The sequence below is a fragment of the Pantoea sp. X-Soil-OKNW-556 genome, assembly GCF_059730695.1.
Genome location: NZ_AP035990.1, coordinates 3324568 through 3350514 on the forward strand (window position 1 = coordinate 3324568; position 25947 = coordinate 3350514).

25 protein-coding genes are annotated in these 25947 nt (G+C 55.4%); 8 read left to right on the forward strand and 17 right to left on the reverse strand.

Annotated features, from left to right (window positions below; genetic code table 11):
* Positions 1–17: 17 nt before the first annotated feature.
* The 4 genes from rodZ to ndk all read right to left on the reverse strand — a co-directional run bounded on the left by rodZ (position 18) and on the right by ndk (position 3616).
* A complete protein-coding gene (rodZ, locus tag AC6I8T_RS15530) occupies positions 18–1043 on the reverse strand; it encodes a cytoskeleton protein RodZ (RefSeq protein WP_497834101.1) in 1026 nt (341 codons plus the stop codon).
* Positions 1033–1767, reverse strand: a complete 735-nt coding sequence (gene pilW / locus AC6I8T_RS15535; RefSeq protein WP_208723816.1) for a type IV pilus biogenesis/stability protein PilW — start codon at positions 1765–1767, stop codon at positions 1033–1035. Before pilW ends, rodZ begins: the two co-directional genes overlap by 11 nt.
* Positions 1768–1845: 78 nt before the next feature.
* Positions 1846–3015: a dual-specificity RNA methyltransferase RlmN gene (gene rlmN, locus AC6I8T_RS15540; RefSeq protein WP_013510084.1), complete on the reverse strand. Its 1170-nt coding sequence runs from the start codon at positions 3013–3015 to the stop codon at positions 1846–1848.
* A gap of 169 nt (positions 3016–3184) precedes the next feature.
* A complete protein-coding gene (ndk, locus tag AC6I8T_RS15545; protein ID WP_007884899.1) occupies positions 3185–3616 on the reverse strand; it encodes a nucleoside-diphosphate kinase in 432 nt (143 codons plus the stop codon).
* A gap of 258 nt (positions 3617–3874) precedes the next feature.
* Between ndk and sseA the strand changes: the two genes are divergently transcribed.
* A complete protein-coding gene (gene sseA / locus AC6I8T_RS15550) occupies positions 3875–4717 on the forward strand; it encodes a 3-mercaptopyruvate sulfurtransferase (RefSeq protein ID WP_208723815.1) in 843 nt (280 codons plus the stop codon).
* 80 nt (positions 4718–4797) lie between these two features.
* On the opposite strand, the gene sseB is transcribed toward sseA, so the two are convergent.
* The 5 genes from sseB to trmJ all read right to left on the reverse strand — a co-directional run bounded on the left by sseB (position 4798) and on the right by trmJ (position 9663).
* On the reverse strand, positions 4798–5565 hold the full coding sequence (sseB, locus tag AC6I8T_RS15555; RefSeq protein ID WP_021184351.1) for an enhanced serine sensitivity protein SseB: 768 nt from the start codon (positions 5563–5565) through the stop codon (positions 4798–4800).
* Positions 5566–5671: 106 nt separating this feature from the next.
* The gene (gene pepB / locus AC6I8T_RS15560) at positions 5672–6958 is read right to left on the reverse strand and encodes an aminopeptidase PepB (RefSeq protein ID WP_415175658.1); all 1287 of its coding nucleotides are present in this window, start codon (positions 6956–6958) and stop codon (positions 5672–5674) included.
* Between the two features lie 68 nt (positions 6959–7026).
* Positions 7027–8199, reverse strand: a complete 1173-nt coding sequence (locus AC6I8T_RS15565) for an IscS subfamily cysteine desulfurase (RefSeq protein ID WP_497834102.1) — start codon at positions 8197–8199, stop codon at positions 7027–7029.
* 89 nt (positions 8200–8288) lie between these two features.
* Positions 8289–8786, reverse strand: a complete 498-nt coding sequence (gene iscR / locus AC6I8T_RS15570) for a Fe-S cluster assembly transcriptional regulator IscR (RefSeq protein WP_021184354.1) — start codon at positions 8784–8786, stop codon at positions 8289–8291.
* A gap of 133 nt (positions 8787–8919) precedes the next feature.
* Positions 8920–9663 (reverse strand): tRNA (cytosine(32)/uridine(32)-2'-O)-methyltransferase TrmJ, encoded by a 744-nt coding sequence (trmJ, locus tag AC6I8T_RS15575; protein WP_208723811.1) that lies wholly within the window; start codon positions 9661–9663, stop codon positions 8920–8922.
* 118 nt (positions 9664–9781) lie between these two features.
* Between trmJ and suhB the strand changes: the two genes are divergently transcribed.
* Complete coding sequence (gene suhB / locus AC6I8T_RS15580) at positions 9782–10585, forward strand: inositol-1-monophosphatase (protein ID WP_021184355.1); 804 nt, start codon at positions 9782–9784, stop codon at positions 10583–10585.
* Positions 10586–10638: 53 nt separating this feature from the next.
* Here suhB and AC6I8T_RS15585 read toward each other — a convergent pair whose 3' ends face one another.
* Together AC6I8T_RS15585 and AC6I8T_RS15590 are read right to left on the reverse strand one after the other, a co-directional pair.
* Positions 10639–11619 (reverse strand): nickel/cobalt transporter, encoded by a 981-nt coding sequence (locus AC6I8T_RS15585; RefSeq protein ID WP_208723809.1) that lies wholly within the window; start codon positions 11617–11619, stop codon positions 10639–10641.
* Positions 11610–12236, reverse strand: a complete 627-nt coding sequence (locus AC6I8T_RS15590; RefSeq protein WP_208723808.1) for a DUF1007 family protein — start codon at positions 12234–12236, stop codon at positions 11610–11612. The genes AC6I8T_RS15585 and AC6I8T_RS15590 overlap by 10 nt, the downstream gene beginning before the upstream one ends.
* Positions 12237–12393: 157 nt before the next feature.
* Between AC6I8T_RS15590 and csiE the strand changes: the two genes are divergently transcribed.
* On the forward strand, positions 12394–13662 hold the full coding sequence (gene csiE / locus AC6I8T_RS15595) for a stationary phase inducible protein CsiE (RefSeq protein ID WP_021184358.1): 1269 nt from the start codon (positions 12394–12396) through the stop codon (positions 13660–13662).
* Here the strand turns inward: csiE and AC6I8T_RS15600 are convergent.
* From AC6I8T_RS15600 to AC6I8T_RS15620, 5 genes are all read right to left on the reverse strand, one after another.
* Entirely contained in the window at positions 13659–14795 is a 1137-nt protein-coding gene (locus AC6I8T_RS15600; protein ID WP_021184359.1) for a 3-phenylpropionate MFS transporter, read from the reverse strand. The two genes, csiE and AC6I8T_RS15600, sit on opposite strands and share 4 nt — an antisense overlap.
* Before the next feature lie 101 nt (positions 14796–14896).
* Complete coding sequence (locus AC6I8T_RS15605) at positions 14897–15661, reverse strand: SDR family NAD(P)-dependent oxidoreductase (protein WP_208723807.1); 765 nt, start codon at positions 15659–15661, stop codon at positions 14897–14899.
* Positions 15661–16740 (reverse strand): ketopantoate reductase family protein, encoded by a 1080-nt coding sequence (locus tag AC6I8T_RS15610; RefSeq protein WP_208723806.1) that lies wholly within the window; start codon positions 16738–16740, stop codon positions 15661–15663. Before AC6I8T_RS15610 ends, AC6I8T_RS15605 begins: the two co-directional genes overlap by 1 nt.
* A 31-nt stretch (positions 16741–16771) precedes the next feature.
* Positions 16772–17467, reverse strand: a complete 696-nt coding sequence (locus AC6I8T_RS15615) for a creatininase family protein (protein ID WP_497834103.1) — start codon at positions 17465–17467, stop codon at positions 16772–16774.
* Positions 17454–18449 carry a GntR family transcriptional regulator gene (locus AC6I8T_RS15620; protein WP_021184363.1) on the reverse strand — a complete coding sequence of 332 codons (996 nt, stop codon included), beginning with the start codon at positions 18447–18449 and terminating at the stop codon, positions 17454–17456. The genes AC6I8T_RS15615 and AC6I8T_RS15620 overlap by 14 nt, the downstream gene beginning before the upstream one ends.
* Positions 18450–18746: 297 nt before the next feature.
* On the opposite strand from AC6I8T_RS15620, the gene AC6I8T_RS15625 reads away from it, so the two are divergent.
* The 5 genes from AC6I8T_RS15625 to AC6I8T_RS15645 all read left to right on the forward strand — a co-directional run bounded on the left by AC6I8T_RS15625 (position 18747) and on the right by AC6I8T_RS15645 (position 24246).
* Entirely contained in the window at positions 18747–20339 is a 1593-nt protein-coding gene (locus AC6I8T_RS15625; RefSeq protein WP_208723804.1) for an ABC transporter substrate-binding protein, read from the forward strand.
* Positions 20340–20429: 90 nt separating this feature from the next.
* A complete protein-coding gene (locus AC6I8T_RS15630) occupies positions 20430–21368 on the forward strand; it encodes an ABC transporter permease (protein WP_021184365.1) in 939 nt (312 codons plus the stop codon).
* Positions 21365–22216, forward strand: coding sequence for an ABC transporter permease (locus AC6I8T_RS15635; protein ID WP_021184366.1), 852 nt, complete (start codon positions 21365–21367; stop codon positions 22214–22216). The genes AC6I8T_RS15630 and AC6I8T_RS15635 overlap by 4 nt, the downstream gene beginning before the upstream one ends.
* A 16-nt stretch (positions 22217–22232) precedes the next feature.
* The gene (locus tag AC6I8T_RS15640; RefSeq protein ID WP_208723802.1) at positions 22233–23237 is read left to right on the forward strand and encodes an ABC transporter ATP-binding protein; all 1005 of its coding nucleotides are present in this window, start codon (positions 22233–22235) and stop codon (positions 23235–23237) included.
* Entirely contained in the window at positions 23230–24246 is a 1017-nt protein-coding gene (locus AC6I8T_RS15645) for an ABC transporter ATP-binding protein (protein ID WP_208723801.1), read from the forward strand. The genes AC6I8T_RS15640 and AC6I8T_RS15645 overlap by 8 nt, the downstream gene beginning before the upstream one ends.
* 185 nt (positions 24247–24431) lie before the next feature.
* Here the strand turns inward: AC6I8T_RS15645 and glyA are convergent, their stop codons facing one another.
* Positions 24432–25685, reverse strand: coding sequence for a serine hydroxymethyltransferase (gene glyA / locus AC6I8T_RS15650; RefSeq protein WP_013510106.1), 1254 nt, complete (start codon positions 25683–25685; stop codon positions 24432–24434).
* Between the last annotated feature and the right edge of the window lie 262 nt (positions 25686–25947).

The following is a 25947-nucleotide window of genomic DNA, read 5'->3' on the forward strand; positions in this document are numbered from 1 at the left end:
GGCAGGTGAGGTGCGCGTTATTGCGCACCCACGGTCAGACGAGCAACCTGGTTATTACGGATAAAACGACTCAAATCAACGGGCTGATTCTGATATTGCACCTGCACAGCCGCTGGCGCACCAATTTTCAGACGATACGGAGGCTGACCGGCAAGGCTAAGTTTACCGCCACTGCGTTGCAGGCCGCTGAACAGCTTTTTACCGCTCGCGTCGGTCACTTCCAGCCAGCAGTCGGCACTGAAGTTCATCACCAGCGCGTTTGGATCGCTCGGTGCCTGGCTTACGCCAGCGCCACCGGTGGGCAACTGACCTTCCACGCTATTGACCGGCGCAGGAGAGGTCGCAGGTGGCGGTGTGGTATCGACCGGAGCCTGGCTCGGGGATACCACCGCGTTGTCATTGCTTTGTGCGGCTGGCGCAGCAGGCGTTGTTGCTGGCGCAGTGCTGCTCTGAGCGGATGTGTTCGGGGTAGCAACCGCACCCGCACCGTTATCCACTGGCGTGCCGGCACCGTTAGTATCGGCATCGGCAGTGGTGTCGTTGCTGCTGTTATCGCCCAACGGAATTGACTGGCTGTTATCGCTGTTGCTGCCGTTCTGGTCAGCCATCGACACCAGTTCCTCCTGAGAGGCTTTATGGTTCTGCCACCACCAGGCACCGGTTAAACCGATGACGACAAAGATCACCAACCAGGTGAAGATCATCAGCCAGCCATCACGTTTCTTACGGCGTTTACCCAAGGAGAAGCTCTGCATCGGCTCGATTTTGGCGGCACGCACCGGTGCCTGTTTCGCCATCATCGGCAACAAGTCGTCCTCCGGTACATGCACCAGACGCGCGTAGGAACGAATGTAACCGCGCAGGAAAGTGGAGGCTAAATCGGCTGGCGACTTGTCCTCTTCAATATCACGTACGGTGGAAAGTTTCAGGCACAGGCGTTCGGCGACGTTTTGCTGGGTCAGCCCCATCTGCTCACGGGCCAGTCGCAGGCGTTCACCTGTGGAATGTACTGCAGATTTCTCTTGAGTGGCTTCAGTATTCATTAGCTAAATAACGCTGGTACTGTATCGATTGTGGAAAACTTCGCGCCAACCGGTCGCCATAACGTGTAACGTCAGCAGCGTTTCCCTGTTGCGCGGCGAAACGTATCTGTAACCATAAACTGTCTGCACTGGCAGGCAGCCTGTGGTCATAAACCTCTAAGAGCAGTGAAACCTTGTTCCACGCTTGCTGATCAAACTGCCTTTCCGCCTCCGTCAGCAGTTGCCTGCCCTGCTCCGGTGCTTCATCCAACGCGCGAGTTAATTGCCCCCGCGCAGCGGCATTATCTTCAGCTTGCAGGTAACAATAGCCCGAAAATAATAATGCATCGTGACGGGCGTCGGGTTCCTGCGCATCAGCCGCTAACTTAAACTGTTGATGCGATTCGTCATACTGCCTCAAACCGCAGAGAAACGCACCGTAATTGTTAGCGACGTAACCGTTGGCAGGAGCCAGCTGCTGCGCGCGCTGGTAGTACCAACGCGTTTGCGCGATATTCTGCTGCGCCTGAGCCACGCGTGCAAGCGCCAAAGGAACACGATAGTCCTGTGGCGCAGCTTGTTGTGCTCGCAGCAAATTACGCTGCGCAGACGGAAAATCCTGCACCGCCAGATAGTGCAATCCAAGCTGCAAACGAATATCTGCCGCGCCCTGATGCGCGGGCTCACTGACACAACCGGTTACAACAAAGCCTGCCAATAACACTGCCGGTAATCCCTTACTCATTGTCCGTTCTCCCTGAGTGATTCAGGCGGAAGAGACTGACATGAGTTGCGCCTGGTGAATATCACCAGGCGCGGAGTTTCAGAGCGCCTTCACAGAGATGGCTTCACCGGCCATCTTTTTACGCATGGTACGTTTGGTACGGTCGATAACATCGCCCGCTAACTGACCACAGGCGGCATCAATATCGTCACCACGGGTTTTACGCACGATGGTGGTAAAACCATACTCCATCAAGACTTTAGAGAAACGATCAACGCGACTGTTGGAGCTGCGGCCATACGGCGCACCCGGGAAGGGGTTCCACGGAATCAGGTTGATTTTACTCGGCGTGTCTTTCAGCAATTCGGCCAACTGATGGGCATCGTCAGTGCTGTCATTAACGTGATCCAGCAGCACGTACTCGATAGTGACGCGTCCCTGGTTCGCATTCGACTTCGCCAGGTAACGTTTCACCGCCGCGAGGAAGGTTTCGATGTTGTATTTCTTGTTAATCGGCACGATGTCATCGCGCAGCTTGTCGTTCGGTGCGTGCAGTGAGATTGCCAATGCGACGTCAATCATATCGCCCAGCTTATCCAGCGCCGGAACCACACCTGAGGTCGACAAGGTTACGCGACGTTTGGACAGACCAAAACCGAAGTCATCCAGCATGATTTCCATCGCCGGTACAACGTTGTTGAGGTTCAGCAACGGTTCGCCCATGCCCATCATCACCACGTTGGTGATCGGACGCTGGCCGGTCACTTTGGCGGCACCGATAATTTTCGCCGCACGCCACACCTGACCGATAATTTCTGATACGCGCAGGTTACGGTTAAAACCTTGCTGCGCCGTCGAACAGAATTTGCACTCCAGTGCACAACCTACCTGGGAAGAGACGCACAGCGTAGCGCGGTCATCTTCAGGGATGTACACGGTTTCCACCAGTTGGTCGCCCACGCGGATCGCCCATTTGATGGTGCCATCGCTGGATCGCTTCTCTTCAGCCACTTCCGGGGCGCGAATCTCAGTGAGCTGCATCAGTTTGCCACGCAGCACTTTGTTGATGTCAGTCATCTGCTCGAAATCATCGCAGCAGTAGTGATACATCCACTTCATTACCTGATCGGCACGAAATGGTTTTTCACCCAGCGAAACAAAGAATTCGCGCATTTGCTGACGGTTGAGATCCAGCAGGTTAATTTTTTCGTTTTTTGGGGAGACAACCACGGGGGAAGCGGACGACGGCGTCACAATCTGTTCGGACATAATGTTCTCTGGCCTCGTTGTTACACGTTATGGCTCTGGTTAAGAATAGGAAAAAAACAGCGCCCTTGCTGAGCAGGCTCAACAAGGGCGCATAATTGTACTACATCTGCGGCATGATGCCAGGGGAACAGATTTACACCGGGTTAAAAGGTGTAAACCTTACGCCACCTTAGCGAGTGCGCGGGCAGACTTCGTTTTCAGCGAAGAAGTACGCGATTTCACGCGCAGCGGATTCTGCTGAATCTGAACCGTGAGTGGCGTTCTCGGTGAAGCTGTCTGCGTAGTCAGCACGCAGAGTGCCTGCCAGCGCGTTGTCCGGGTTGGTTGCACCCATCAGATCACGGTGACGCTGAACAGCGTTTTCACCTTCCAGTACAGAAACCACAACCGGACCAGAGGTCATGAATTCAACCAAACCGTCGAAGAACGGACGGCCTTTGTGCTCCGCGTAGAAGCCTTCAGCCTGCTCTTTGGTCAGGTGCAGCATTTTAGCGCCAACGATTTTGAAGCCCGCGCTTTCAAAACGGTTGTAGATTGCACCAATCACGTTCTTGGCGACAGCGTTTGGTTTAACGATTGAGAAAGTACGTTCGATTGCCATGTTGACCTCTATATTTAGCATCCTGAAGAAACCGGGAACCCGCCCGGTAAGAAAACGGGGCGATTATAGGGACATCATCGGGCGTTGCCTATCGTCGATCAGAGGAATTATTGAAAATAATTGATTTTTGTCGGGGCAAGCCGACCAAAAATGTGCCATACCCGAATGACCATCCCCAACTTTCTCCTTACTAACCCTTGAGATAGCGTCCACATTCCCGGACACTGAGTCTTTCCCGATTGATGAGAAGAGGTTGCTATGACAGCTCCCCTGTTTGTGTCTGCTGACTGGTTAAAAGAACATTACACCGAGGAAACCCTACAGGTGCTGGATGCGCGCATGTTGCCACCCGGCCAGGAAGCGGTACGTGATATCCAGGCAGAGTATCTGGCCGGGCATCTGCCCAACGCCCCTTTCTTTAATATCGAAGCCCTGTCCGATCATACCAGCCCTTACCCACACATGATGCCGCGTGCCGAGGCCTTTGCCGTGGCGATGCGCGAACTGGGCGTCAGCCAGGATAAACATCTGGTGGTTTACGACGAAGGCAACCTGTTCTCCGCACCACGCGCCTGGTGGATGTTACGCGCCTTTGGCTGCGTTAATGTGTCGATCCTCGCGGGCGGCCTGGCCGGCTGGAAAGCGGCAGGTTACGCGCTGGCGACCGGCCCGGTAAGCTTATCTGAAGGGGAGTTTGAGGCGAAGTATGACAGCACCCAGGTGAAACGGTTGACCGATGTGTTGTTGATCAGCCATGAGGGTGGCGCACAGATTGTCGATGCTCGCGCCGCGAATCGCTTCAATGCTGAAGTCGACGAGCCGCGTCCCGGCCTGCTGCGTGGCCACATCCCCAACAGCCGTAACGTGCCGTGGAACAATCTGGTGGCGAATGGTGCACTGAAACCCGCCGCAGAACTGCGTACGGAATTTGAGAAGGCAGGCGTGAAGCTGGAACAACCGATCATCGCCAGCTGTGGCTCAGGCGTGACGGCGGTGGTGGTGATTCTGGCGCTGACATCGCTTGGCGTGCGGGATGTTACCCTGTACGACGGCTCCTGGGGTGAATGGGGAAGTCGCGACGACCTCCCAATCGAGAAATAATCATCGTAGCGGCGCGATTTATCGCGCGCGGTGCCAGAAAAATCCGCGCGATAAATCGCGCCGCTACAGAGAATTCAGTTTTAGATAATGCGCTGACTGCCTTTAAAATCGCGCAGGAAGCTGCCCCAGCGGCGCTCGTAAAAAGGCGTAATGTGGGCGGTGAAGAAATGGCTGACGCCATGCTCGCCACTAACCACTTCACAGAGATCGATCGGCACATCGTCGGTGAGCGTATCTGTCGCCACGCTGCCCGCCGCCTGGATAATCGCGTCAATATCGCTATCCGCCTCGATGCCAATCAACAGATTTGGCGTCTCATCGGCCTGCTCACGAATGCTGGCAATATACGCGCGTCGTACCTGTTTATATTTGGCAAACAGCTGGGTAAGTGAGTCAACCATCTGCGCCGGTGGCTCAGCCACTTCGGAGAGCAGCAAGGCATGGCCGCCTTCCAGTACCGTTTGCTGGCTGAGCGCGCTGCCCTCTTCACCCAGTAGATGCGCAATTTCGCCCGGTGAAAATTCTTTCCCTGCCGGGAGTTTCGGGTTGAGGAACAAGGTTTCACCCAGTGTCATTTCAAACAAGGTGCGTACCGGCAGACGCAGGTAAGGTTGCTCATCTTTGATGGCTTCGCTCATCGCCTGTTCAGACGTGAAAAAGGGGATGACGCTACCGCCGTCTTCCTTTTCCCAGTGCTGAAGATCGACCGGTGTGGTGGCGTCGAACTGCTGCGCACTGCTTTCACCCGGCACCCAGACATCGGCTTCAAGCAGCAACTGAAAGAACTCCGGGCGGTGCGCAGGCTCGGTGGCAGCCAGTTTCAGCACCTCTTCAAGACGGTTACTCATGGTTTGGTTTTTCCAAAAATACGTGTCTGCACTGCTCCGTAGCGGCGCGATTTATCGCGCGTCATTTTCAAACCCGCGCCGCTACGTAATGTGCCTTAACGGGACATTATTTCAGTAACAAGTTCGCGATGGTGCGAACCCCGAGGCCGGTTGCGCCTGCTGACCATTGATCAACCGCGCTTTTGCGGTAGGTCGCTGAGCAGTCGATATGCAGCCAGCCCTGTTGATATTGACTGACGAAGTGCGACAGAAACGCGGCCGCGCTGCTGGCACCGGCGGAGTGTGCCGGGCTGGCGATGTTATTGAGATCAGCAAAGTTTGACGGCAGATGGCTGCGGTGGAACTCCGCCAACGGCAGACGCCAGAAGGCTTCGTTTTCACTGGCCGCGCTACCCAGCAGCGATTGCGCCAACACGTCATCAAAAGTGAACAGCGCGTGGTAATCGTTACCGAGCGCAGTTTTGGCTGCACCGGTCAGGGTTGCTGCGTCAATCAACAGTTCCGGCTTCTGCTCGCTGGCGTCAATCAGGCCATCGGCCAGCACCAGACGCCCTTCCGCGTCGGTGTTCATCACTTCAACGGTTTTGCCGTTGCGGTAACGAATGATATCGCCAAGACGGAACGCATTGCCGCTGACCATGTTGTCGGCACAGCACAGGTACAGCTTCACGCGTTTATTCAGACCGCGCGAGATCGCCAGCGCCAGTGCGCCAGTAACCGTTGCTGCCCCGCCCATATCGGACTTCATCGAGTCCATAAAGCCGCTCTGCTTCAGGCTGTAACCACCGGTATCAAAGGTGATGCCTTTACCCACCAGGCAAGCATAAACCGGGGTATTTTCGTCACCGCCCGGATTGAAATCCAGCGCCAGCAGAACCGGTGCGCGGGTTGAGCCACGACCAACGGTATGAATGCCGAGATAACCTTGCTCGCGCAAATCCTCACCCTTGGTGATGCGATAGCTCACTGCGTCGCCGCCGACAGCAGAAATCAGATCAATCGCGCTGTGCGCCAGTTGCTCCGGGCTGAGATCTTCAGCAGGCAGGTTGATGGTGTTACGTACCCAATCCACGATCTTCAGGCGACGATCAAATTCGTTCTGATCCTGCTCGCTCAGGGTCGGCCATTCCACCTGACGTGATCCTTTCGGGCCACGGTAGCCCTGCCAGAACGCCCAGCATTTCTCCAGATCCCAGCCTTCGCCGCTTAAGGCGACATGGCGAATACCCTGACCATCGAGTTTGCGCGCCGCGCGTTGAATACTCAGCAGCACATCTGCGCCGGTGAGATGAATCGTCATGCCACTGTCATTGCTGCTCAGCAACGCTTTGTCACCCCAGCGCGCGTCGGCGGCTTGGGAGCTGAGCGTAATCGTCATCGGTTGTGTTGTCATCGCGAGGCTCCGTATGCGTGAGTTATCACCTTCCGCCAGACCGGCGGAAGGATGCTGTTAAACGATAATTAGCGAGAATTTGCCGCAGGCATCAGCGCCCGCAGACGGGTTACCGCTTTGTTGACCAGCTCAATGGCGTAATCAATTTCCTCTTCGGTGGTAAAGCGTCCTAGCGAAAAACGCAGTGAGCTGTGTGCCAGCTCCTGCTCAACGCCCATCGCACGTAGCACATAAGAGGGTTCGAGGCTGGCCGAGGTACAGGCGGAACCGGAAGAGAGCGCCAGATCTTTCAGCGCCATAATCAACGATTCACCTTCAACGTGGGCAAAACTGATATTGAGGATATTTGGTGCGCCCTGCTCCAGCGATCCATTCAGCGTGACATCGCTCAGCGCGCTGATGCCCTGCCACAAGCGCTGACGCAGTGCCGCTAGTCGCGCAACTTCGCTGCTCATCTCTTCACGCGCAATGCGATAGGCTTCGCCCATGCCGACAATCTGGTGCACCGGCAATGTACCCGAACGCATGCCGCGCTCATGACCGCCGCCATGCATTTGCGCATCAATCTGCAAACGCGGTTTGCGACGAACCCAGAGCGCGCCGATACCTTTCGGGCCATAAATTTTGTGTGCCGAGAAGGACATCAAATCCACCGGCAGGACACTGACATCAATGGGCAACTTACCCACACTTTGCGTGGCGTCGACATGGAACAGGATGTCACGTTGGCGACACAAAGCGCCAAGCGCGGCGATATCCTGAATTACGCCGGTTTCATTATTTACATGCATCAACGAAACCAGCACCGTGTCGTCACGCAGCGCCGCAGCCAACATGTCGGTAGTCACGATGCCATCACGGCCGGGTTGCAAATAAGTGACCTCAAACCCTTCGCGCTCCAGTTGCTGACAACTGTCGAGCACCGCTTTGTGTTCGGTCTGACTGGTAATGACGTGTTTGCCGCGCGCCTGATGGCACTGTGCCGCACCTTTGATGGCGAGGTTATCAGCTTCAGTCGCGCCGGAAGTAAAAACGATTTCACGCGGATCGGCATTGACCAGCTCCGCAACCTGGTTGCGTGCCACATCAACGGCTTCTTCAGCCTGCCAGCCAAATCGGTGAGAACGGGAAGCGGGGTTACCGAACGTGCCATCCAGGGTGAGAAACTGCATCATTCTGGTGGCGACACGCGGATCCGCAGGCGTCGTTGCCGCGTAATCCAGGTAGATCGGTAATTTCATTGCGCTAAAGCTCCGTATAAAAAATCATACGACGTTATAGCATGATTCAGCCTTCCCTGCCTTAGCAGGAAAGGCCGAAAGAGAGCGGATTACGCACGCAGGTTAACGTTGATGGTTTCCTGCACGCGGTGAGTCTGGAAGCGACGATTGTCGATGGCGTTTTGACGGTCAGCAACATCCAGAATTTCCTGGTTGTTGACCAGTTCTGCCAGAGTGATGTTGTTGAGGAATTCGCTGATGCGTTCGCTCAGGTCACGCCACAGAACGTGAGTCAGGCAACGTTCACCGCCCTGGCAACCTTCTTTGCCCTGGCATTTGGTGGCATCAACGGATTCGTCAACGGCGGTAATCACCGCACCTACGGCAATCGCGCCAGCATCTTTACCTAACAGATAACCGCCGCCCGGACCACGGACACTGGCAACCAAACCGTGCTTACGCAGACGCGAGAATAACTGCTCCAGATAGGAGAGCGAAATGCCCTGACGCTCAGAAATGTCAGCCAGCGGCACCGGCCCCTCGTGCGAGTGCAGGGCAACGTCCAGCATAGCGGTAACGGCATAACGTCCTTTGGATGTCAGTCTCATAGCATACAACCTCGTAAGCGTCCGTCGGTTATCGGCGGGTATCTGATGAATGGCCGCTAGTCTGACATTCCTGAGTAAATTGGTCAACTATTTAACCAAGTAATTTGCTCAACTATTTAACCAAGCAATTTACTCAACTATTACCCTCACTACCTTTACGTTTTTCAAACGACGCCAGCATGCCACGCAGAATATTCAGCTCATCGCGTTCCGGGCGCGCGCGGGTGTACAAGCGACGCAGTTTGCTCATCACCTGACCGGGATTGCCTTCACGGATAAAGCCGCTGTTCAGCATCATCTGTTCCATATGCTGATAAAAACGCTCCAGATCATCGACCAGCGGATAAGGGGACTCTTCAAACTGTGGCTGCGGCGTCGCTTTTTCCTGCGCATCCAGCCAGGCCATACGCACCTCGTAAGCGATGATCTGTACCGCCATCGCGAGGTTCAGCGAACTGTATTCCGGGTTCGCCTGAATCGCGACGTGATAGTGGCACTTCTGCAACTCTTCATTGGTCAGGCCAACACGCTCACGGCCAAACACCAGCGCGACCGGTGCCTGCTGCCCCTCTTCGACACTTTTGATACCGCATTCACGCGAATCCAGCATCGGCCACGGCAAAGAACGCGAACGTGCGCTGGTGCCAACCACCAGGCTACAACCCGCAATTGCCTCATCGAGGGTGTCCACGATCTGCGCATTGCCGATCACATCGCTGGCACCTGCGGCGAGAGAGATGGCCTGAGAATCAGGTTTGACCAACGGGTTGACCAGATACAGATTGCTCAAACCCATGGTTTTCATGGCACGGGCTACCGAGCCCATGTTGCCGGTGTGGGAGGTTTCCACCAGTACAATTCGGATATTTTGCAGCATAATAGAAGCAGGTAAGAAAATGATGGCGCGATGCTAACATAAAACAGGACATTTACCGAATGCGCTGCTATACTCCGCGCCGTTTTCCCTGTTCTTTAACATCCAGCGAGAGATACCGATGCATCCGATGCTCAACATCGCCGTGCGCGCTGCGCGCAAGGCCGGAAATTTAATTGCAAAGAATTATGAAACCCCGGACGCTGTCGAAGCCAGCCAGAAAGGCAGCAACGACTTCGTTACTAATGTTGACCGTGACGCAGAACGTCTGATTGTCGAAGTGATTCGCAAGTCATACCCGCAACACACCATCATCACCGAAGAAAGCGGTGAGCTGGCGGGTGACGATCAGGACATTCAATGGGTAATCGATCCGCTGGATGGCACCACCAACTTTATCAAACGCCTCCCTCACTTCTCCGTTTCTATCGCTGTGCGCATTAAAGGTCGCACCGAAGTTGCGGTGGTTTACGATCCAATGCGTAATGAACTGTTCACCGCTGTACGCGGTCAGGGCACTCAGTTGAACGGCTACCGTCTGCGCGGCAGCACCGCTCGCGATCTGGATGGCACCATTCTGGCGACCGGCTTCCCGTTCAAACTGAAGCAGCATTCTCAGTCTTATATCAATGTGGTGGGCAAACTGTTTACCCAGTGTGCTGACTTCCGTCGTACCGGTTCTGCGGCACTGGACCTGGCTTACGTGGCTGCGGGTCGTGTAGATGGCTATTTCGAAATTGGTCTGAAACCGTGGGATTTCGCTGCCGGTGAACTGCTGGTACGCGAAGCGGGCGGCCTGGTAACTGACTTTACTGGCGGTCATGGCTACCTGATGTCAGGTAACATCGTTGCCGGTAATCCGCGTGTGGTGAAAGCGCTGCTGTCCACCATGCGTGACGAACTGAGCGAAGCGTTGAAGCGTTAATTGCTTTTCCCGTAACGGCGCGATTTATTGCGCCGTTACGTTATGGTCGATGGTTAAAATGGCCGCAGGCCGCTGCTCATCATCGGCTGGGCGCTTTGCCACAGTAACGCCCCCGCGACCAGTAAGACCACGCTGCCGACTAACGCCAGCAATGGCATCAACACTTTCACCCCTTGCGCTGTCGCACTGGCACTGCCCAGTTTCTCCGCCAGTTTACGCGAACGCTGCACCAACAATCCCATCGCCGATACGGTCACCGCCGTGCCCATCGCCATCGCAATCGCCGAGGCCACTCCCCAGAGATACACATCAATCACTTTGGCAAACAGCAACATCATAATGGCCCCCGAGCAAGGACGTAGCCCCATCGAGAACACCACCAGCGCCTGCGTTTTGCCGCTAACGGCTTGTTCCATCTGTGCTGCACTCGGCAAGTGAGCATGGCCACAGCCGCAGTTGTCATCATGCTGATGGTGAGGGCGGATAGCATGGATCTGCATTTTCGGCACCGGTTTTAACGCCGCCCGCAAGGCGCGGATCGCACGCCATCCAACCCAAATTCCCAATGCCATCACCAGCAGGTAACTGCCCTTCTCCAGCCAGTAGCTACCCAGATGCAGGGTGCGCGATGAGGTTTGTAGCACCACCAGCATCACCGTCACCAGACCGATCGCCACGCCCCCCTGCAACAATGCCGCCAGCAACGTCAGCCTCATACTGGTTTTCAGGCGCGCCGGATGGGTCGCGAGGAAGGTACTGATCACCACTTTACCGTGACCGGGGCCCAGGGCATGCAGCACACCATAAGCCAGACTAAACAGCATCAGGGTCACCCCCGCCTGGTGGGGTTGCTCCGCCACCTGTTGTAGCAGTTGCGTCATCTCGCGATTTAAGACTTTTTGCCACAGCACGCTTTGTAGCAGGATTTGCGGCCAGAATTGCCACACCATGCCAGCCGCCAGCAGCAGCACCAACGCCAGTAACCATAGCGGCCATAAACGGCGGGACCCGGAAGGCAGGGAAATTAATGACATGTCAGCGTTACCGTCTGCGCGAACTGCTGCCCCAGATCCATATCCTCTGGCGGCGCATCGGCTTTATCCAGCGACAACGCGTATTGTTTCAGCGAGTCATCCGGTTTTGGTGTGTGTAAATCCAGCTGGCAGCGCGATTTCAGCGCGTCCGGCAGAGTGAGCGCCAGAGCGTTGTCGTAATACATATCGACAAAGTAGCTCGGATCAAAGGTGAGAATGCGGTACTGCGTGTTACTCAGAGATTGCGGTTCGCCCAGAGGCAAAATGAACTCCAGCACCGCTTTGTTACCGTTGCGCGATAGCTGGTACTCCTTTGGCAGATTGAGGAATTTCACCCGATTTTTCCCCTGCCACACTTCGGTGAAATAGTGCTGACCCAACACATTGGCCATCACCTGCGCCGCCAGTTTTTTCCACACCACGCTGCCCGGCTCGGCTTTACCGGCATCGTACAGCAGATCGGCAGAGGTGATCTCGTCCATGGTCCAGACCATTTTGAAGCCGGTAAGATGGTCATTGTCGGTCAGAAGCTCGGTTTTCATATCAATAAAACTGTGTGGATGTGACCAGGCCATGTGACTGACCAACAGCATCAGGGTAAAAAGCGCAATTTTCATAACGTTATAAAGTAACAATTAAAAGGTTCAGATTCCAGTGGTCCAGAAAAACTGTGACCCGCTTTAAAGCTCTGAATAAAAGTCACGACAAAGTGCAGGGTTACCGCGCGGAGTTGGCTATTCTTAGCTCAAAAATGACCTGCTGGAATGACTATTGATGAGTTCTGCAACCTCCTCTGCACCACTCTTCAGCCGTTCCCAACGTCGCTGCCATCTGCTACTGCTGCTGTTTTTGCCCGCTCCCGCGCTGACGCTTGAAAAGCTCTGCCAGTTAAATGGCGTGGACCCTGTTGTCGCCCGACAGGATATCGCGGATGTCAGTGACGAGATACAGCGTTATCATCAACTGGAACTACACCAGATGGTCGATGGTAGCTTTCGCGTACATGGAACGGAGTTGGACAGGCGTTTATGCCTGCTCCATTGGTTGCGACGCGCTCTGCGCCTGTCGCAGGATTTTGTTTGTGAACACTTCGCCCCGGTGCTGCGTCAACGCCTTAAGGTGCTCAAAATCGAAAAAGCGCTGTGGGATGAAACCAACTTACAGGCGCTGATCCAGCATTGTAGCCTGCGACTCAACCGGAACTTTAGTCAGCGCGATCGGTTATTTCTGCAAATCTACATGAAGTATGCCCTGTGCCAGCGGCAGATGGCGCTGTTCAACGATGCGCAGCGTGCCTGGCTGGCCGAAAAGGCAGAGCGCGAGGCCGCCGATGATGTGATTCATCACTGGCAAAAACGTTGCCACCTCGCGCCCGATGCCAGCGAGGCCGACTTCTGGACGCTACTGTTTAGCCTGATTCACGCGCCGGATGGCACGCAGTTGCAGCATCCGCAGGCGCAAATCCTGATGCAGGCCGTGGAAGCGTTAATCATCCGCTTTGAAAAACTGGCGCTGACGCAAATCAGTAATCAGGAAGAGTTGAAGCAGCAACTGTTTACCCATCTGGCGCAAGCGCTGGACCGCAGCCATTTTGCCATCGGTATTGATAACAGCGTGGCGCTGGATGTCGCCCGGCTCTATCCACGCTTGCTGCGCACCACCCGCGCCGCGCTCGATGACTTTGCGGCGCAATTTGCCACGCGTTTCAGTGCGGAAGAAGTGAGCCTGGTGGCGGTGTTGTTCGGTGCCTGGTTGATGCAGGAGAGCGCCTTGCAGGAGAAACAGGTGCTGCTGCTGACTGGCGAGGATGCCAGCCTGGAGCAACTGCTGGAACAGCAAATCCGTGAGCTGACGCTGCTGCCAATTAACATCACCTATCAGGATATGCTGCAATTCAGGCAGGAGGGTGCGCCGCGTGATATTGCGCTGGTGATTACCCCTTATGCGACCTCGCTGCCGCTGTTTTCACCGCCATTGATTCACGCCGAGCTGCCGCTGAGCGAACATCAGCAGCAGCGTATTCGCCAGTTACTCGAGTCTTAAGCAGAACGGGGGCGCAGGAACAAGGCAGGCAACGCCACCAGCGCCATCACCCAAAACAGATGCCCCTGCAAAGGGGTAAACAGCACGCCACAAATCATGGTCATCACCGCAATGCCGCCGCCCATCGCCAGCGCCGAATACAGCGACTGTAAACGGATCACCTCTGCGCCCTTACGCGCCGCAATAAAGCGCATCGCCGCCAGATGGCAAACGGTGAAGCTGCCGCAGTGCAGAATCTGCGCCACAATCAGCAGTGGCAATGCGGTGCTGGCCCCAAGTAACGTCCAGCGTACCAGCGCACACACGCAGGAAAGCAGCAGCAGGTCGCGCGCCGTCCAGCGGCGAAATAGCCGGTTGCTGAGGGCAAAGACCACAATTTCCGCCACCACTCCGAGTGACCAGAGATACCCCACGGTGCTGGCTGAATAGCCAGACTCCTGCCACCAGATAGCACTGAAGCTGTAATAAGCGGCGTGTGCGCCCTGCATCAGGGTGACACACAACATAAAGCGCCAGACGGCATTTTCCCGCAGCAGGTTACGCCAGGCAGACCAGCCACCACTCGCCCCCTGGCGTGCATCGCCCTGCGGTTGCGTTTTGGGTGGCAACATCATGCCGGACAGCATCGCCAGCACCCCGACCGAGAGCAGCACCAGAATCGCCTGCGAGGAGTACTCACTGACCAGCATTCCGGTCAACGCCGAGCTAATCACAAACGCCAGCGATCCCCATAAACGCACCGGCCCATAGGCGAGGCCAATTTGCTGTGTCCAGGTGGCGGCCAGCGCATCACTCAGTGGCACCAGCGGAGAAAAAAACAGGTTAAAGCCAATCATCACCAACAGCAGCCATAGCCACTGGCCACCGAGCCAAAATCCCAGCGCGAACAGGCAGGTCATTAGCGCCAGCAGGCGTAGCGCGCGAATCAAATGGGAAGGGGTTTTCACCTGAGAAGCAATTAACAAGCTGCCGACAAAACGTGCCACCATGCCGCAACCAATCATCAGACCGATTTTTTCCGCATCCAATCCTAAACCTTTGAGCCATACGCTCCAGAAAGGTAAGTAGATGCCGTAACAGAAAAAGTAGGTGAAGTAGCTCAGTCCAAGCCACTTAGCCGATCCGATGGTCATACAAACTCCGCAGGGTAATTATTAACGTTATTATTTTGCGCGGTACTTTGTCAGAGCCGTGGGAAAAAGGAAATAATGAATTTTAGTTTTTATGTAATGAACTATCGGCCACCATCGACGCTGAGAACTTGCCCGGTGACCCAGTTAGCCCAGTCGGAGGCGAAATACAGCACCGCATGGGCAATATCCTCGGCCACGCCGAGTCGTCGCAGGGCAATATTGTCCACCAGCCGCTGCTGGCCCGCGCTGCCCATTGCCTCCCACTGCTTCTCGGTGGAGGGATTGCTGCGAATAAATCCGGGTGCCACGTTATTGACGGTGATGTTCCACGGCCCCAACTCGTGCGCCAACTGACGTGTCAGGCCAATCTGTCCCGCCTTGGCACTGGCATAGGCCTGGATACCGGTAAGGCTGACGTCCAGCCCGGCCCGGCTGGAGATATTGATGATGCGACCAAATTGCCGCGCCTTCATCCCCGCCACTGCCGCCTGGGACATTAAAAACACCCCATTCAGATTCACATCAACTATCGCCTGCCACTGTGTGAAGGTGACGGTTTCGAGCGGTTGACCTGATTGCCCCACCACCCCGCCCGCGTTGTTGACCAGCGTATCGACCTGAAGCCGGTGCGACGCCAGCGTGCAAAACAGCGCGTTAACTGCCTCGGGTGAGCTGATGTCGACGGTAAACGCCAGCGTCCCCTCGCCGCATAACGCTGCCGTCTCCTCAACCTGCGCCTGCTGGATGTCACAGGCGATGACCTGTGCCCCGCGTGCGGCGAAGGCCAGACAAATCGCGCGGCCAAATCCCTGCGCGGCGCCGGTCACCAGCACCGTGCGCCGGGAATAATCAAAAGGGTCTTGCATCAGGATGCTCCCGTTTCGTTACTTTCCAGCAAGGCCAGGGTTGCCTGAGTTTGCGGCAGCATCCCCTGCTCCACTTCGTGAATCAGTTGCACCAGACGCGAGGTTAATGGCATCGGTACATTAACGCTCAGACCAATCGCGATAGCCGGAGCGATCTGCGCGTCAATCTCGGTCTGGCGTTTGCGCACCGCCAAATCACGCCAGATACCTGAGTGAGATTTCGCTGAACGGCGGTTATGCGCCACCATATCGTCAAAGGATTGTCGGGTGTGGTCAGGGCTGGCATCAGGCAGAAACGCCGCAGGATCAAAGCCATCAAACCCTTGCAAAACGATTTGCTGCGCATGGGCCACGCTGCCGATTTCCTGTGCCAGCCGTGTCAACACGGGTCGGAAACGTGGCATCGCAAGGACATCGGCAATGCTGTCATTGGTTAATGCCGTGGCGAACAACAGCGCACCGTAGATCATCTTCGCCCACAGAAATCCCCAAATGTTTGGTGTGAGGATCGCCGCAGCGTCCACGTTCAGCAGCAGCCTGTAGAGCATTTCAGTCCGTGGGCGGGTGATGCCGTCTAACTCACCAATTACCACTGCGCCGCGACCACCGTGGTGGATCACGCCGGGTTCCAGGAAGTCTGCGCCAAAATTCAGGAAAGCGCCGACGGTACGATCAACGCCGATGCTATCGGCGATAACCCGCTCGTTGAGGCCGTTTTGTAGCGATACCACAAAACCTTCGGGCGCGAGGTGCGGTGCAATTTGTTGGATAGCGCCAGCGGTATGGTGAGATTTTACCGCCAGCAGCACGCAGCGATAGTGACCGGTAAGTTGCTCAGGCAAAAATGCCTGCGCCCGCACCACTTTTTCACCGAGGGGACCGGTAATGCGCATCCCCTGAAGATTAATCGCGGCAACATGCTCTGCCACATTATCGACAAAAATCACCGTCTGACCGGCAGCGATAAACGCAGCACCGATCACGCCACCAATCGCCCCCGCCCCCCAAATAACCAGAGGATCCTGGGATTGCGGTACTGCGGGGGAAATTGCGGTTTCTGGCTGAGTGACAACTGACATCCGTACCTCCGGGCAAGTCGCGCATCACCGGCTAGAGCGCGTCAATAATCTCGCGAATTTCCGCCAGTGCGGTTTGCCAGATAGCGAGCATCTCCTCATCGGCGCGCTGATAATAGCCGCCGTAGTTGCCGTCACCGAGATACGCTTTGGCACGCGTTGGGTCCAGTTTCCGCAGCGCCACCAAATCCACCATCGGTTTTTGCTGCTGCGGCTGGGTCACGCCCGGCAAACGCGTCCAGGGGAAGTTTTCCATCCAGGAGGCGTGTGACGCGACCGGATCGATAGACATCACTTTTTCCCAGGTTTTCGGCGCATTCCACCAGTTATGCAACTGAACCGTCACCCCCGGATTGGTCACCATCCATTCACTGATGATGTTCTGCGCCGGTGCGTTACCACCGTGCCCGTTGATAAACAAAATGCGGCGAAACCCCTGCCGTTTCAGGTTATTAAGTATGTCATTCAACATGCACACATAGGTTTGCATGCTCAGACTGATGGTGCCGGGATAGTCGCTAAACGCCGGCGTCATACCGAACGGCATCACCGGGAAGACAGGAATGCCGTAAGGCTCTGCGGCCTCTGCGGCGACTCTCTCAGCCAAAATTGAATCCACTGACAGGCTGAGTAGCGCGTGCTGCTCAGTACTGCCGAGCGGCACAATCACCCGGTCGTCGGTGGTGAGATAGTGGGCTAACTGCTGCCAGTTCATTTCACTGATTTTCATTACGGTCCCCGGTGTTGGACGCGTGTAAAATATCCTGTTGCAGCAACGGCACAACCACCCGTTGAATCTCTCCTGCATCAGGAACATGGCGGTACTCAAAAGAACGTTGGTGCTCTCCCAACCGGGCGGTGAGTTCCTGAACGCCGGTGGCATACACCAGGGCATCGGTCTCTTTTAATAATTCACCCAGACGAGGATCATCGCTTTGCACCACGGTGACCTGGGTTACATGAGGCGCAAAGCGCGCCACGCCAGACGTCATCAACGCGGTAAATTCCGGGAAAATCGACACCACCAGCGTGCGCGTCAGTGGATCGAGCGAAGCCAACGCACGGCGAGTAGCTTCGGACGGAATAAAACTGATATTCAGCAACGGCAGCCCCGGAATCAGTTGGCTGACCTCACGCCGACGATGGGCAAAGGTCAGCAACAGATCGGCACTGGCAACACGTTGACGGAGTAACAGGTCGTTTTTTATATCGGTGAGCGTGGTCGCTTCTACCTGCGCGATTTCACCCAGCGTTTCGCCGATGCAGTGTGCATAATCCCGCGCCGCATCGATAAAGTTGCCAATAAAAAATACCGTCTTCTTCCTGAGCTGGCGTTGTCGTTCCGCAAACCGACTGCTGACCAACGCCCCCAGTTCTGCCGCGTTTAAACCGAGCAACATTCCGCTGTTGATAAATGCATCAAGATGCTGATGCAACTCGTCAAGGGCGAGTTCTGACGATCCCACCGCAAGCGCCGCATCGGCGATAAAGGTACCGGCGCCTGGCTTGCTGTACACCAACTCGGCCGCTTTGAGTTCGCGATATACCTGCGCCACGGTCATCGGCGCAACGCCTACCTGTTCGGCCATGTCGCGCACCGAGGGTAGCTGTTCGCCAGGTTTCAACGCGCCAAACGTAATGGCGTATTCAATTATCCCGCGCAACTGCGCTCCCAACGGGATTGAAGAGTCACGATCGAGGTGGAATTCCATAACCTGCCTGGTCAGTGTACTAGACTGTTAATACAATTATGCTGTTTTTTACATCAATTCAAGTCATCAGGCAAAAAAATCATGACGAAATAACTTACTGTTATAACCAATTCTTATTTTTTGCATTTTTTTTGCGCTGATTATTGACAGTTTGTGAGCAATACATCAATTATCGTACCAGTTAACTAGAACACAATCATTACCGCCATTTTTGCCGGCTCCGCTCTCCGCAGTTTTCGGGGGGCATTTGAGGGCCTGACAAACATTTTTCTGACTTACAAACAGAGGGGCAAGGTCATGAAAGTTATGCCTAAATTAACGTTAATCGCCTTACTGGCAGCGGGTGCATTCAGTACCCTGGCGGCTCAGGCGGCGGAGGTAGTACAGCGCGGCGGTACCCTGATCTATGGTCGCTACGCTGACAGTAATTTCCTCGAACCTATCCTGAACGAAAGCAATAACGATATCTGGATTCTCTCTAACCTCTACGACACCCTGCTGCTGCCGACTAACGATGGCAAAGGCATTCGACCGGGCCTGGCTACCGCGTGGAAGCTGTCGGAGGACGGTAAAAGCCTGACCCTGACTCTGCGTCCTGACACCAAATTTTCTGATGGTTCACCGATCACCGCTGAAGACGTGAAATGGTCACTGGAGCGAGCAGCCAAACCGGGTAATGGCGTGTGGCAATTTCTGGTGAGCGCCATCGCTAACGTCACCATCAGCGATCCGCACACTGTGGTGATCCATCTGTCGCATACCGATCCCGCCATTCTCACCGCGCTGACAGTGTTCAACACCGCGATCATGCCAGAGAAATTGTTCGAAGCGGAACCCGGCGCGACTGACCACGACAAAGCCGCGGCATTTGCCGAGCATCCGGTGGGTTCCGGTCCGTTTATCCTCAAGTCATGGCAACATAACTCCACCATGACGCTGGTACGCAACCCGTACTATTGGGAGAAAGGCGCTGACGGCAAAGCGCTGCCCTACCTCGACAGCATCAAGTTCGAAATCATCCCCGACGATGCGACACGCATCCTGAAGCTGCAATCCGGTGAACTGGACGGTGCCGAGTTTATCCCTTACTCACGCGTTAAAGAGTTGCAGGGAAATCCGGCAATAAATATGGCGTTGTTCCCCTCCACCCGCGTGGAAGTCGCCAGCGTGAACGCGCGCCCGGAGATAGATGGCAAGCCGAACCCACTGGCGAATCCCAAAGTACGTGAAGCGCTGAACTACGCCACCGACAAAGAAGGCATCATCCAACTGGTGACCTTTGGACTCGGCAAACCGATGACCTCGTTTATGTCGACCTCCACGCCACTCAACTCGGGCACCAAGCCGTTGTGGCCCGTGGATGTTGAGAAAGCGCAGGCGCTGATGAAAGAAGCCGGTTACCCGGATGGCTTTAGCACCAGCATGAATATTCTGGCGGGTAATGAAGACAGCCTGAGCATCGCGACCGGCCTGCAACAGATGTGGGCGCAGATTGGCGTCAAGCTGACCATTAACCAGATGGATAACGCCACGCTGAACGCCAACTATCGTAAGGGGAATTTCAGCACCCGTATTGGTCCGTGGACCGATGACATCGCTGACCCCAACGAGATCACCTCCTACTACGCGTATTCGAAGAATATTCAGGCACTGCATTCCGGCTGGAAGAGTGATGAATTAGACACGCTGTTTGAAGCTTCGCAGCAGGAAACTAATCCAGCGAAACGTGCCGAAGAATACAAACGCATCCAGGATATCTACAACAGCACCGGCCCCACCATCCCGCTGTATGAAAGCTCCTATCCGGTGGCGCTGAAGAAAAATGTCGAAGGATTTGTCCAGATCCCGTTGGGGAATAACATCTTCACTGAAACCTGGCTGAAGAAATAATTCGCCTTTATTACATCGAGTGAAATCCAGGCATCTGGCGCTGTACCCGCGTGGGCTACAGCGCCTGTACGCTGGATTTGGGAGCACGCGTTGACCGAACTGAATTATATTTTCAAACGCATTCTGCTGATTATTCCGACGCTGCTGGTGATTTTGGTGGTCACCTTCACCATCGTGCGTCTGCTGCCTGGCGATCCTGCCAGCGCGATGATTGGCGACCGCGCAACGGACGCCGACGTCACGCGTATCAATAAAGAGCTGGGATTAAGTCAACCGCTGCCGGTACAGTTCGTCTTCTTTGTACGCCAGGTCGCCAGCGGTAACCTTGGCAACTCCTATGCCATGCACGCCCCGGTGACCACGGTCATTGCCGAGCGTTTGCCCGTGACCTTGCTGTTGACCGGCATGGCCGCGCTGTTTGCGCTGCTTATGGCCATTCCGCTGGCCTTTATCTCTGCCCTCAAACGCAACAGCGCCACCGATATCACCATTCGCGGCGCGTCACAGGTGACGTTGTCGATGCCCTCGTTTTATATCGGATTGGTGCTGCTGACGGTATTCGCCGCCCAGTTGCACTGGTTCCCGGTCGGTGGCTACGGCGATAGCTGGGGACAACGCCTCTGGCATCTGTTTCTTCCGGCAATGACGCTGGCGGTCAGCATCACTTCGGTACTGATTGGTAGCCTGCGCAACTCGATCATCGCGGTACTGGACGCGGAATATGTCACCTTTGCGCGTGCCAAAGGTCTTAGCAATCGCGTGGTGTTGCTGCGGCATGTGTTACGCAATTCGCTGATCCCGATGCTCAGCCTGTTTGCGCTGAATATCGGCACCACCATTGGCAGCGCGGTGATCACCGAAACTGTCTTCGCCGTGCCCGGCATTGCGCGCCTGATGGTTGATAGCATTTTCAGCCGCGACTACCCGATGATTCAGGGGCTGGTCATCGTGCTGTCGGTGCTGGTGTCGTTGATTTTCCTGCTGACCGATATCGTGCAGGTCATGATTGATCCGAGGAGAGCGCGATGAGTGAATTGATTGCCCGACGCTCCCTCACGCGTCATTGGCGAAAGCATCTGCCGTGGCCGTCGCTGCTGGGTTGCGCCATTCTCGCTCTCAGCCTGCTGATGGCGTTCTTTCCGCATCTGGTTGCCACCGCCGATCCGCTGAAATTTGATTACCGCGCGATCCTGAAGGGGCCGAGCCTGCAACATATTTTTGGTACCGATAACTTTGGCCGCGATATCTTTTCACGCGTGGTCTTCGCGTACCGTATCGACCTGCAAATCGCGTTTTTCACCACGCTGTTTCCGATGGTGTTTGGCACCCTGGTCGGACTGTTGGTGGGTTATTTCGGCGGCGTTGCCGAAATGCTGTTTCAGCGCATCGTGGATGCGGTGGTCACCTTCCCGCTGCTGGTTTTGGTGATCGCCATTGTCGCGATTCTGGGTCCGGGCCTGAACAGCATGTATATCGCCGTTGGCATTATTTATTGGGTGTTTTACGCCAAACTTATCGCCGGTGAAGTCAGTATCCAGAAACGCCTTGAATACGTCGCCGCAGGCAAAGTGATGGGCTACAGCACGCCAAGGATTATCTTCCGCCATGTGCTACCAAACGTGATCACCACCACGCTGGTGTACTGGATGACGGATATGGCACTGGCTATTCTGCTCGGTTCCAGCCTCGGTTATCTTGGCCTCGGTGCGCAGCCACCGACAGCCGAATGGGGGGTATTGATCGCCTCCGGCAAGAATTTCATGGACACCGCCTGGTGGATAACCATCTTCCCCGGTATCGCCATCGTGCTGACCGGGCTGGGATTTAGCCTGTTTGGTGACCTGCTATCGGACTGGCTGCGCCCCGGCAGCCGTTAAAAAATGAGAGCGAATTATGCCCGGTAAAACATCCCCTTTGCTGGAGGTGAATCAACTCAATACCCTGATTCATACTTCTCGCGGTAGTCTGCGGGCCATTCAGGAGGTGAGCTTTAACCTTCTGCCGGGGGAAATTCTCGGGTTAGTGGGTGAATCCGGTTCCGGCAAAAGCGTTACGCTGCGCTCGCTGCTGCGTCTGATGCCAACCAGCGCGGAGGTTTCCGGCTCCGTCAAATGGCAGGGACGTGAAATCTCAACCATGAAAGCTGCCGAGCTGCGCAACATTCGTGGGGGGGAGATTGCCATGATTTTCCAGGAACCGATGATTGCCTTGAACCCGGTGCTCACCGTCTGGCGGCAGATTGAGGAAAGCCTGCGCGCGCACACCGATTTAAAGCGCAGGCAGCGGCGTCAGCGGGCCATTGCGCTTTTGACGCAGGTTGGGATCCCTGCCCCGGAACTCCGGCTTGACGATTATCCGCACCAGTTTTCCGGTGGGATGCGCCAGCGCGTGATGATCGCCATCGCGCTGGCAGGGAATCCACGTCTGCTGCTGGCCGATGAACCGACCACCGCACTGGATGTCACCATTCAGGAGCAAATCCTCAACCTGTTGTTTAATCTGCGCGATCAGCTCGATATGGGGATTATTTTTGTCACCCACGACCTTGGCGTAGTCGCCCAGCTATGCGATCGCGTGGCGGTGATGTACGCGGGACGGATCGTCGAAACCGCTCCGGTAGAGGAGATCTTCCGTCAGCCCCGCCATCCATATACTCAGGGGTTGATCGCCTCCGTGCCGCAAAATGGTGGTGAACGCCAACCGCTGCTGTCGATTGAGGGCACGCCCCCTTCCCTGCTCGATCTGCCAGCGGGATGCAGCTTCAGCCCACGTTGTCGTTATAAAACTGACGTTTGTCTCAGGCAACTGCCTGCGTCTGAGGTGATAAATCCACATCATCAGGTTGCCTGTCATCATCACGCGAACCTGAGGTTGCCGGAAGGGGTTGGAAATGAGTGAAGTGATCGCGCAGCGAGCGCTACCGATTGTCAGCGTCGAGGAAGCGATTGTGCACTTTCCGGTGGCACAGTCGATCTTCGAAAAAATTCAGGGCAAGCCACGTAAGTTTGTCCAGGCACTAAACGGTGTCCGGCTGGATCTGCTGCCAGGAGAAACGCTCGGCGTGGTGGGTGAGTCGGGCTGCGGCAAGTCAACGCTGGCAAGAACAATGGTCGGACTGCTGCAAACCAATGAAGGTAAAATCTACTTCAATGGTAAAGACATCGCCACGCTGCGCGGCAAAGCGCGGCGTAGTTTTAACCGTCAGGTGCAGATGATTTTTCAGGATCCCTACAGTTCGCTGAACCCGCGCATGACTGTAGGGCAGGTACTGACCGAGGCGCTGTCGGTACACAACATGTGTCCCAAAGAGCAGATTCCCGCCCGCATTCGTGAATTGATGACGCTGGTTCGTCTTCCGCTCGACGCTATCGACAAACTGCCACATGAATTTTCCGGTGGGCAACGTCAACGCATTGGTATCAGCCGCGCGCTGGCTGTGGAGCCGCAGGTGTTGATCGCCGATGAGCTGGTGTCGGCGCTGGATGTTTCGGTGCAGGCGCAGGTGGTTAACCTGCTGCTGGATTTGCAGCAAAAACTCAATCTGACGGTGTTATTCGTCGCCCATGATCTGCGGCTGGTCAGGCATATTTCTCACCGGGTGGCGGTGATGTATCTCGGTGAGGTGGTGGAAGTCGCCGATACGGAAACGCTTTTCAATACGCCGTTGCATCCTTACACCCAGGCCCTGCTGCGTGCCGCACCGAGCATGGATCCCTGCAATCGCGGTAAAAACGTTAGTCTGATGGGTGAACTACCCAGCCCACTTTCCCCACCATCGGGCTGTCGCTTTCATACCCGCTGTCCTTATGTTACTGAACGCTGTCGCATAGAACGCCCCGTGCTGGCGACCAAAGCGGAGGGGCAGCGCGTGGCCTGCCATCTGGCACCGGTTGAATCCGGGGCATAAGAAAGTTCACAGTCGATGGAAGCCAGCGTAGTTGTATTCATTTGTAGCGGCGAGATTTATCGCGCTGTCTTCTGTGATGTTAACCTGCGCGATAAATCGCGCCGCGACCACTGATGTCATTCACAAGGCATAAAAAAAAGGATGGCTTAACGCCATCCTTTCTATCGCTTCGAACTCAGGCCTTATCAGGCATAAACCGGCAGACGTGCGCAGATATCCAGCACTTTCTGTTTGGTACGTTCGATGGTGGCTTCGTCGTTGATGTTGTCCAGCACGTCAGCAATCCAGCCAGCCAGTTCACGCACTTCCGCTTCTTTAAAGCCACGACGGGTTACCGCTGGGGTACCGATACGGATACCAGAGGTCACAAACGGGCTTTTCGGATCGTTCGGCACGCTGTTTTTGTTGACGGTGATGTTGGCACGGCCAAGCGCGGCATCCGCTTCTTTACCGGTCAGGTTTTTGCTCACCAGGTCAATCAGGAACAGGTGGTTGTAGGTGCCACCAGAAACGATGTTGTAACCGCGCTCCAGCAGCACTTCCACCATCGCTTTGGCGTTTTTGGCTACTTGCTGCTGGTAAGTTTTGAACTCAGGCTCCATCGCTTCTTTGAACGCAACCGCTTTACCGGCGATAACGTGCATCAGCGGGCCACCCTGACCACCCGGGAACACCGCGGAGTTCAGTTTTTTGTACAGCTCTTCGTCACCGTTTTTCGCCAGGATCAGGCCGCCACGCGGACCCGCCAGGGTTTTATGGGTAGTTGAGGTTACGATGTGTGCATGCGGAACCGGGTTCGGATAGACGTCAGCAGCGATCAGGCCAGCAACGTGAGCCATGTCCACGAACAGCCAGGCGTCCACGCTGTCGGCGATTTCACGCATTTTTGCCCAGTCAACCACGCCAGAGTATGCCGAGAAACCGCCAACGATCATTTTCGGCTTATGGGTTTTCGCCAGTTCAGCCAGTTCGTTGTAGTCGATTTTACCGGTTTCATCGATGCCGTATGGCACCACGTTATACAGTTTACCGGACAGGTTAACCGGAGAACCGTGAGTCAGGTGACCACCGTGCGCCAGGTTCATACCCAGAATGGTATCGCCCGGTTGCAGCAACGCGGTGTACACCGCAAAGTTAGCTTGAGAACCGGAGTGCGGCTGTACGTTAGCGTAATCTGCGCCAAACAGCGCTTTGGCGCGATCGATAGCCAGCTGTTCAACGATATCTACGTATTCACATCCGCCGTAGTAGCGTTTGCCCGGATACCCTTCCGCGTATTTATTGGTGAGCTGTGAACCTTGCGCCTGCATAACGCGTGGGCTGGTGTAGTTTTCAGAAGCAATCAGTTCAATGTGCTCTTCCTGACGCACTTTCTCTTGCTCCATCGCCTGCCACAACTCGGCATCATAATCGGCAATGTTCATATCACGCTTTAACATCCGCATCTCCTGACTCAGCTAACTTTTTTAACGGCAGTTTAAGCCCCGCTAAGGGGCGAAGGCCAACAGTGTAAACCGTTTTGGCAGGTGACGGTAGCCGCAATCCTTTCTTTTTACGCAAACGATTGGCAAGGCGCTGGAACGGGTTTTTTACGCATTTTTGCAACCCTGTGAATCACGATATTTCCTCAGCATGAAGCGGAAAAAATTTCAGGTTTGCGAGGCGGATTCCAGAGCAGGCGAAAGATCCCGCAACGATCAG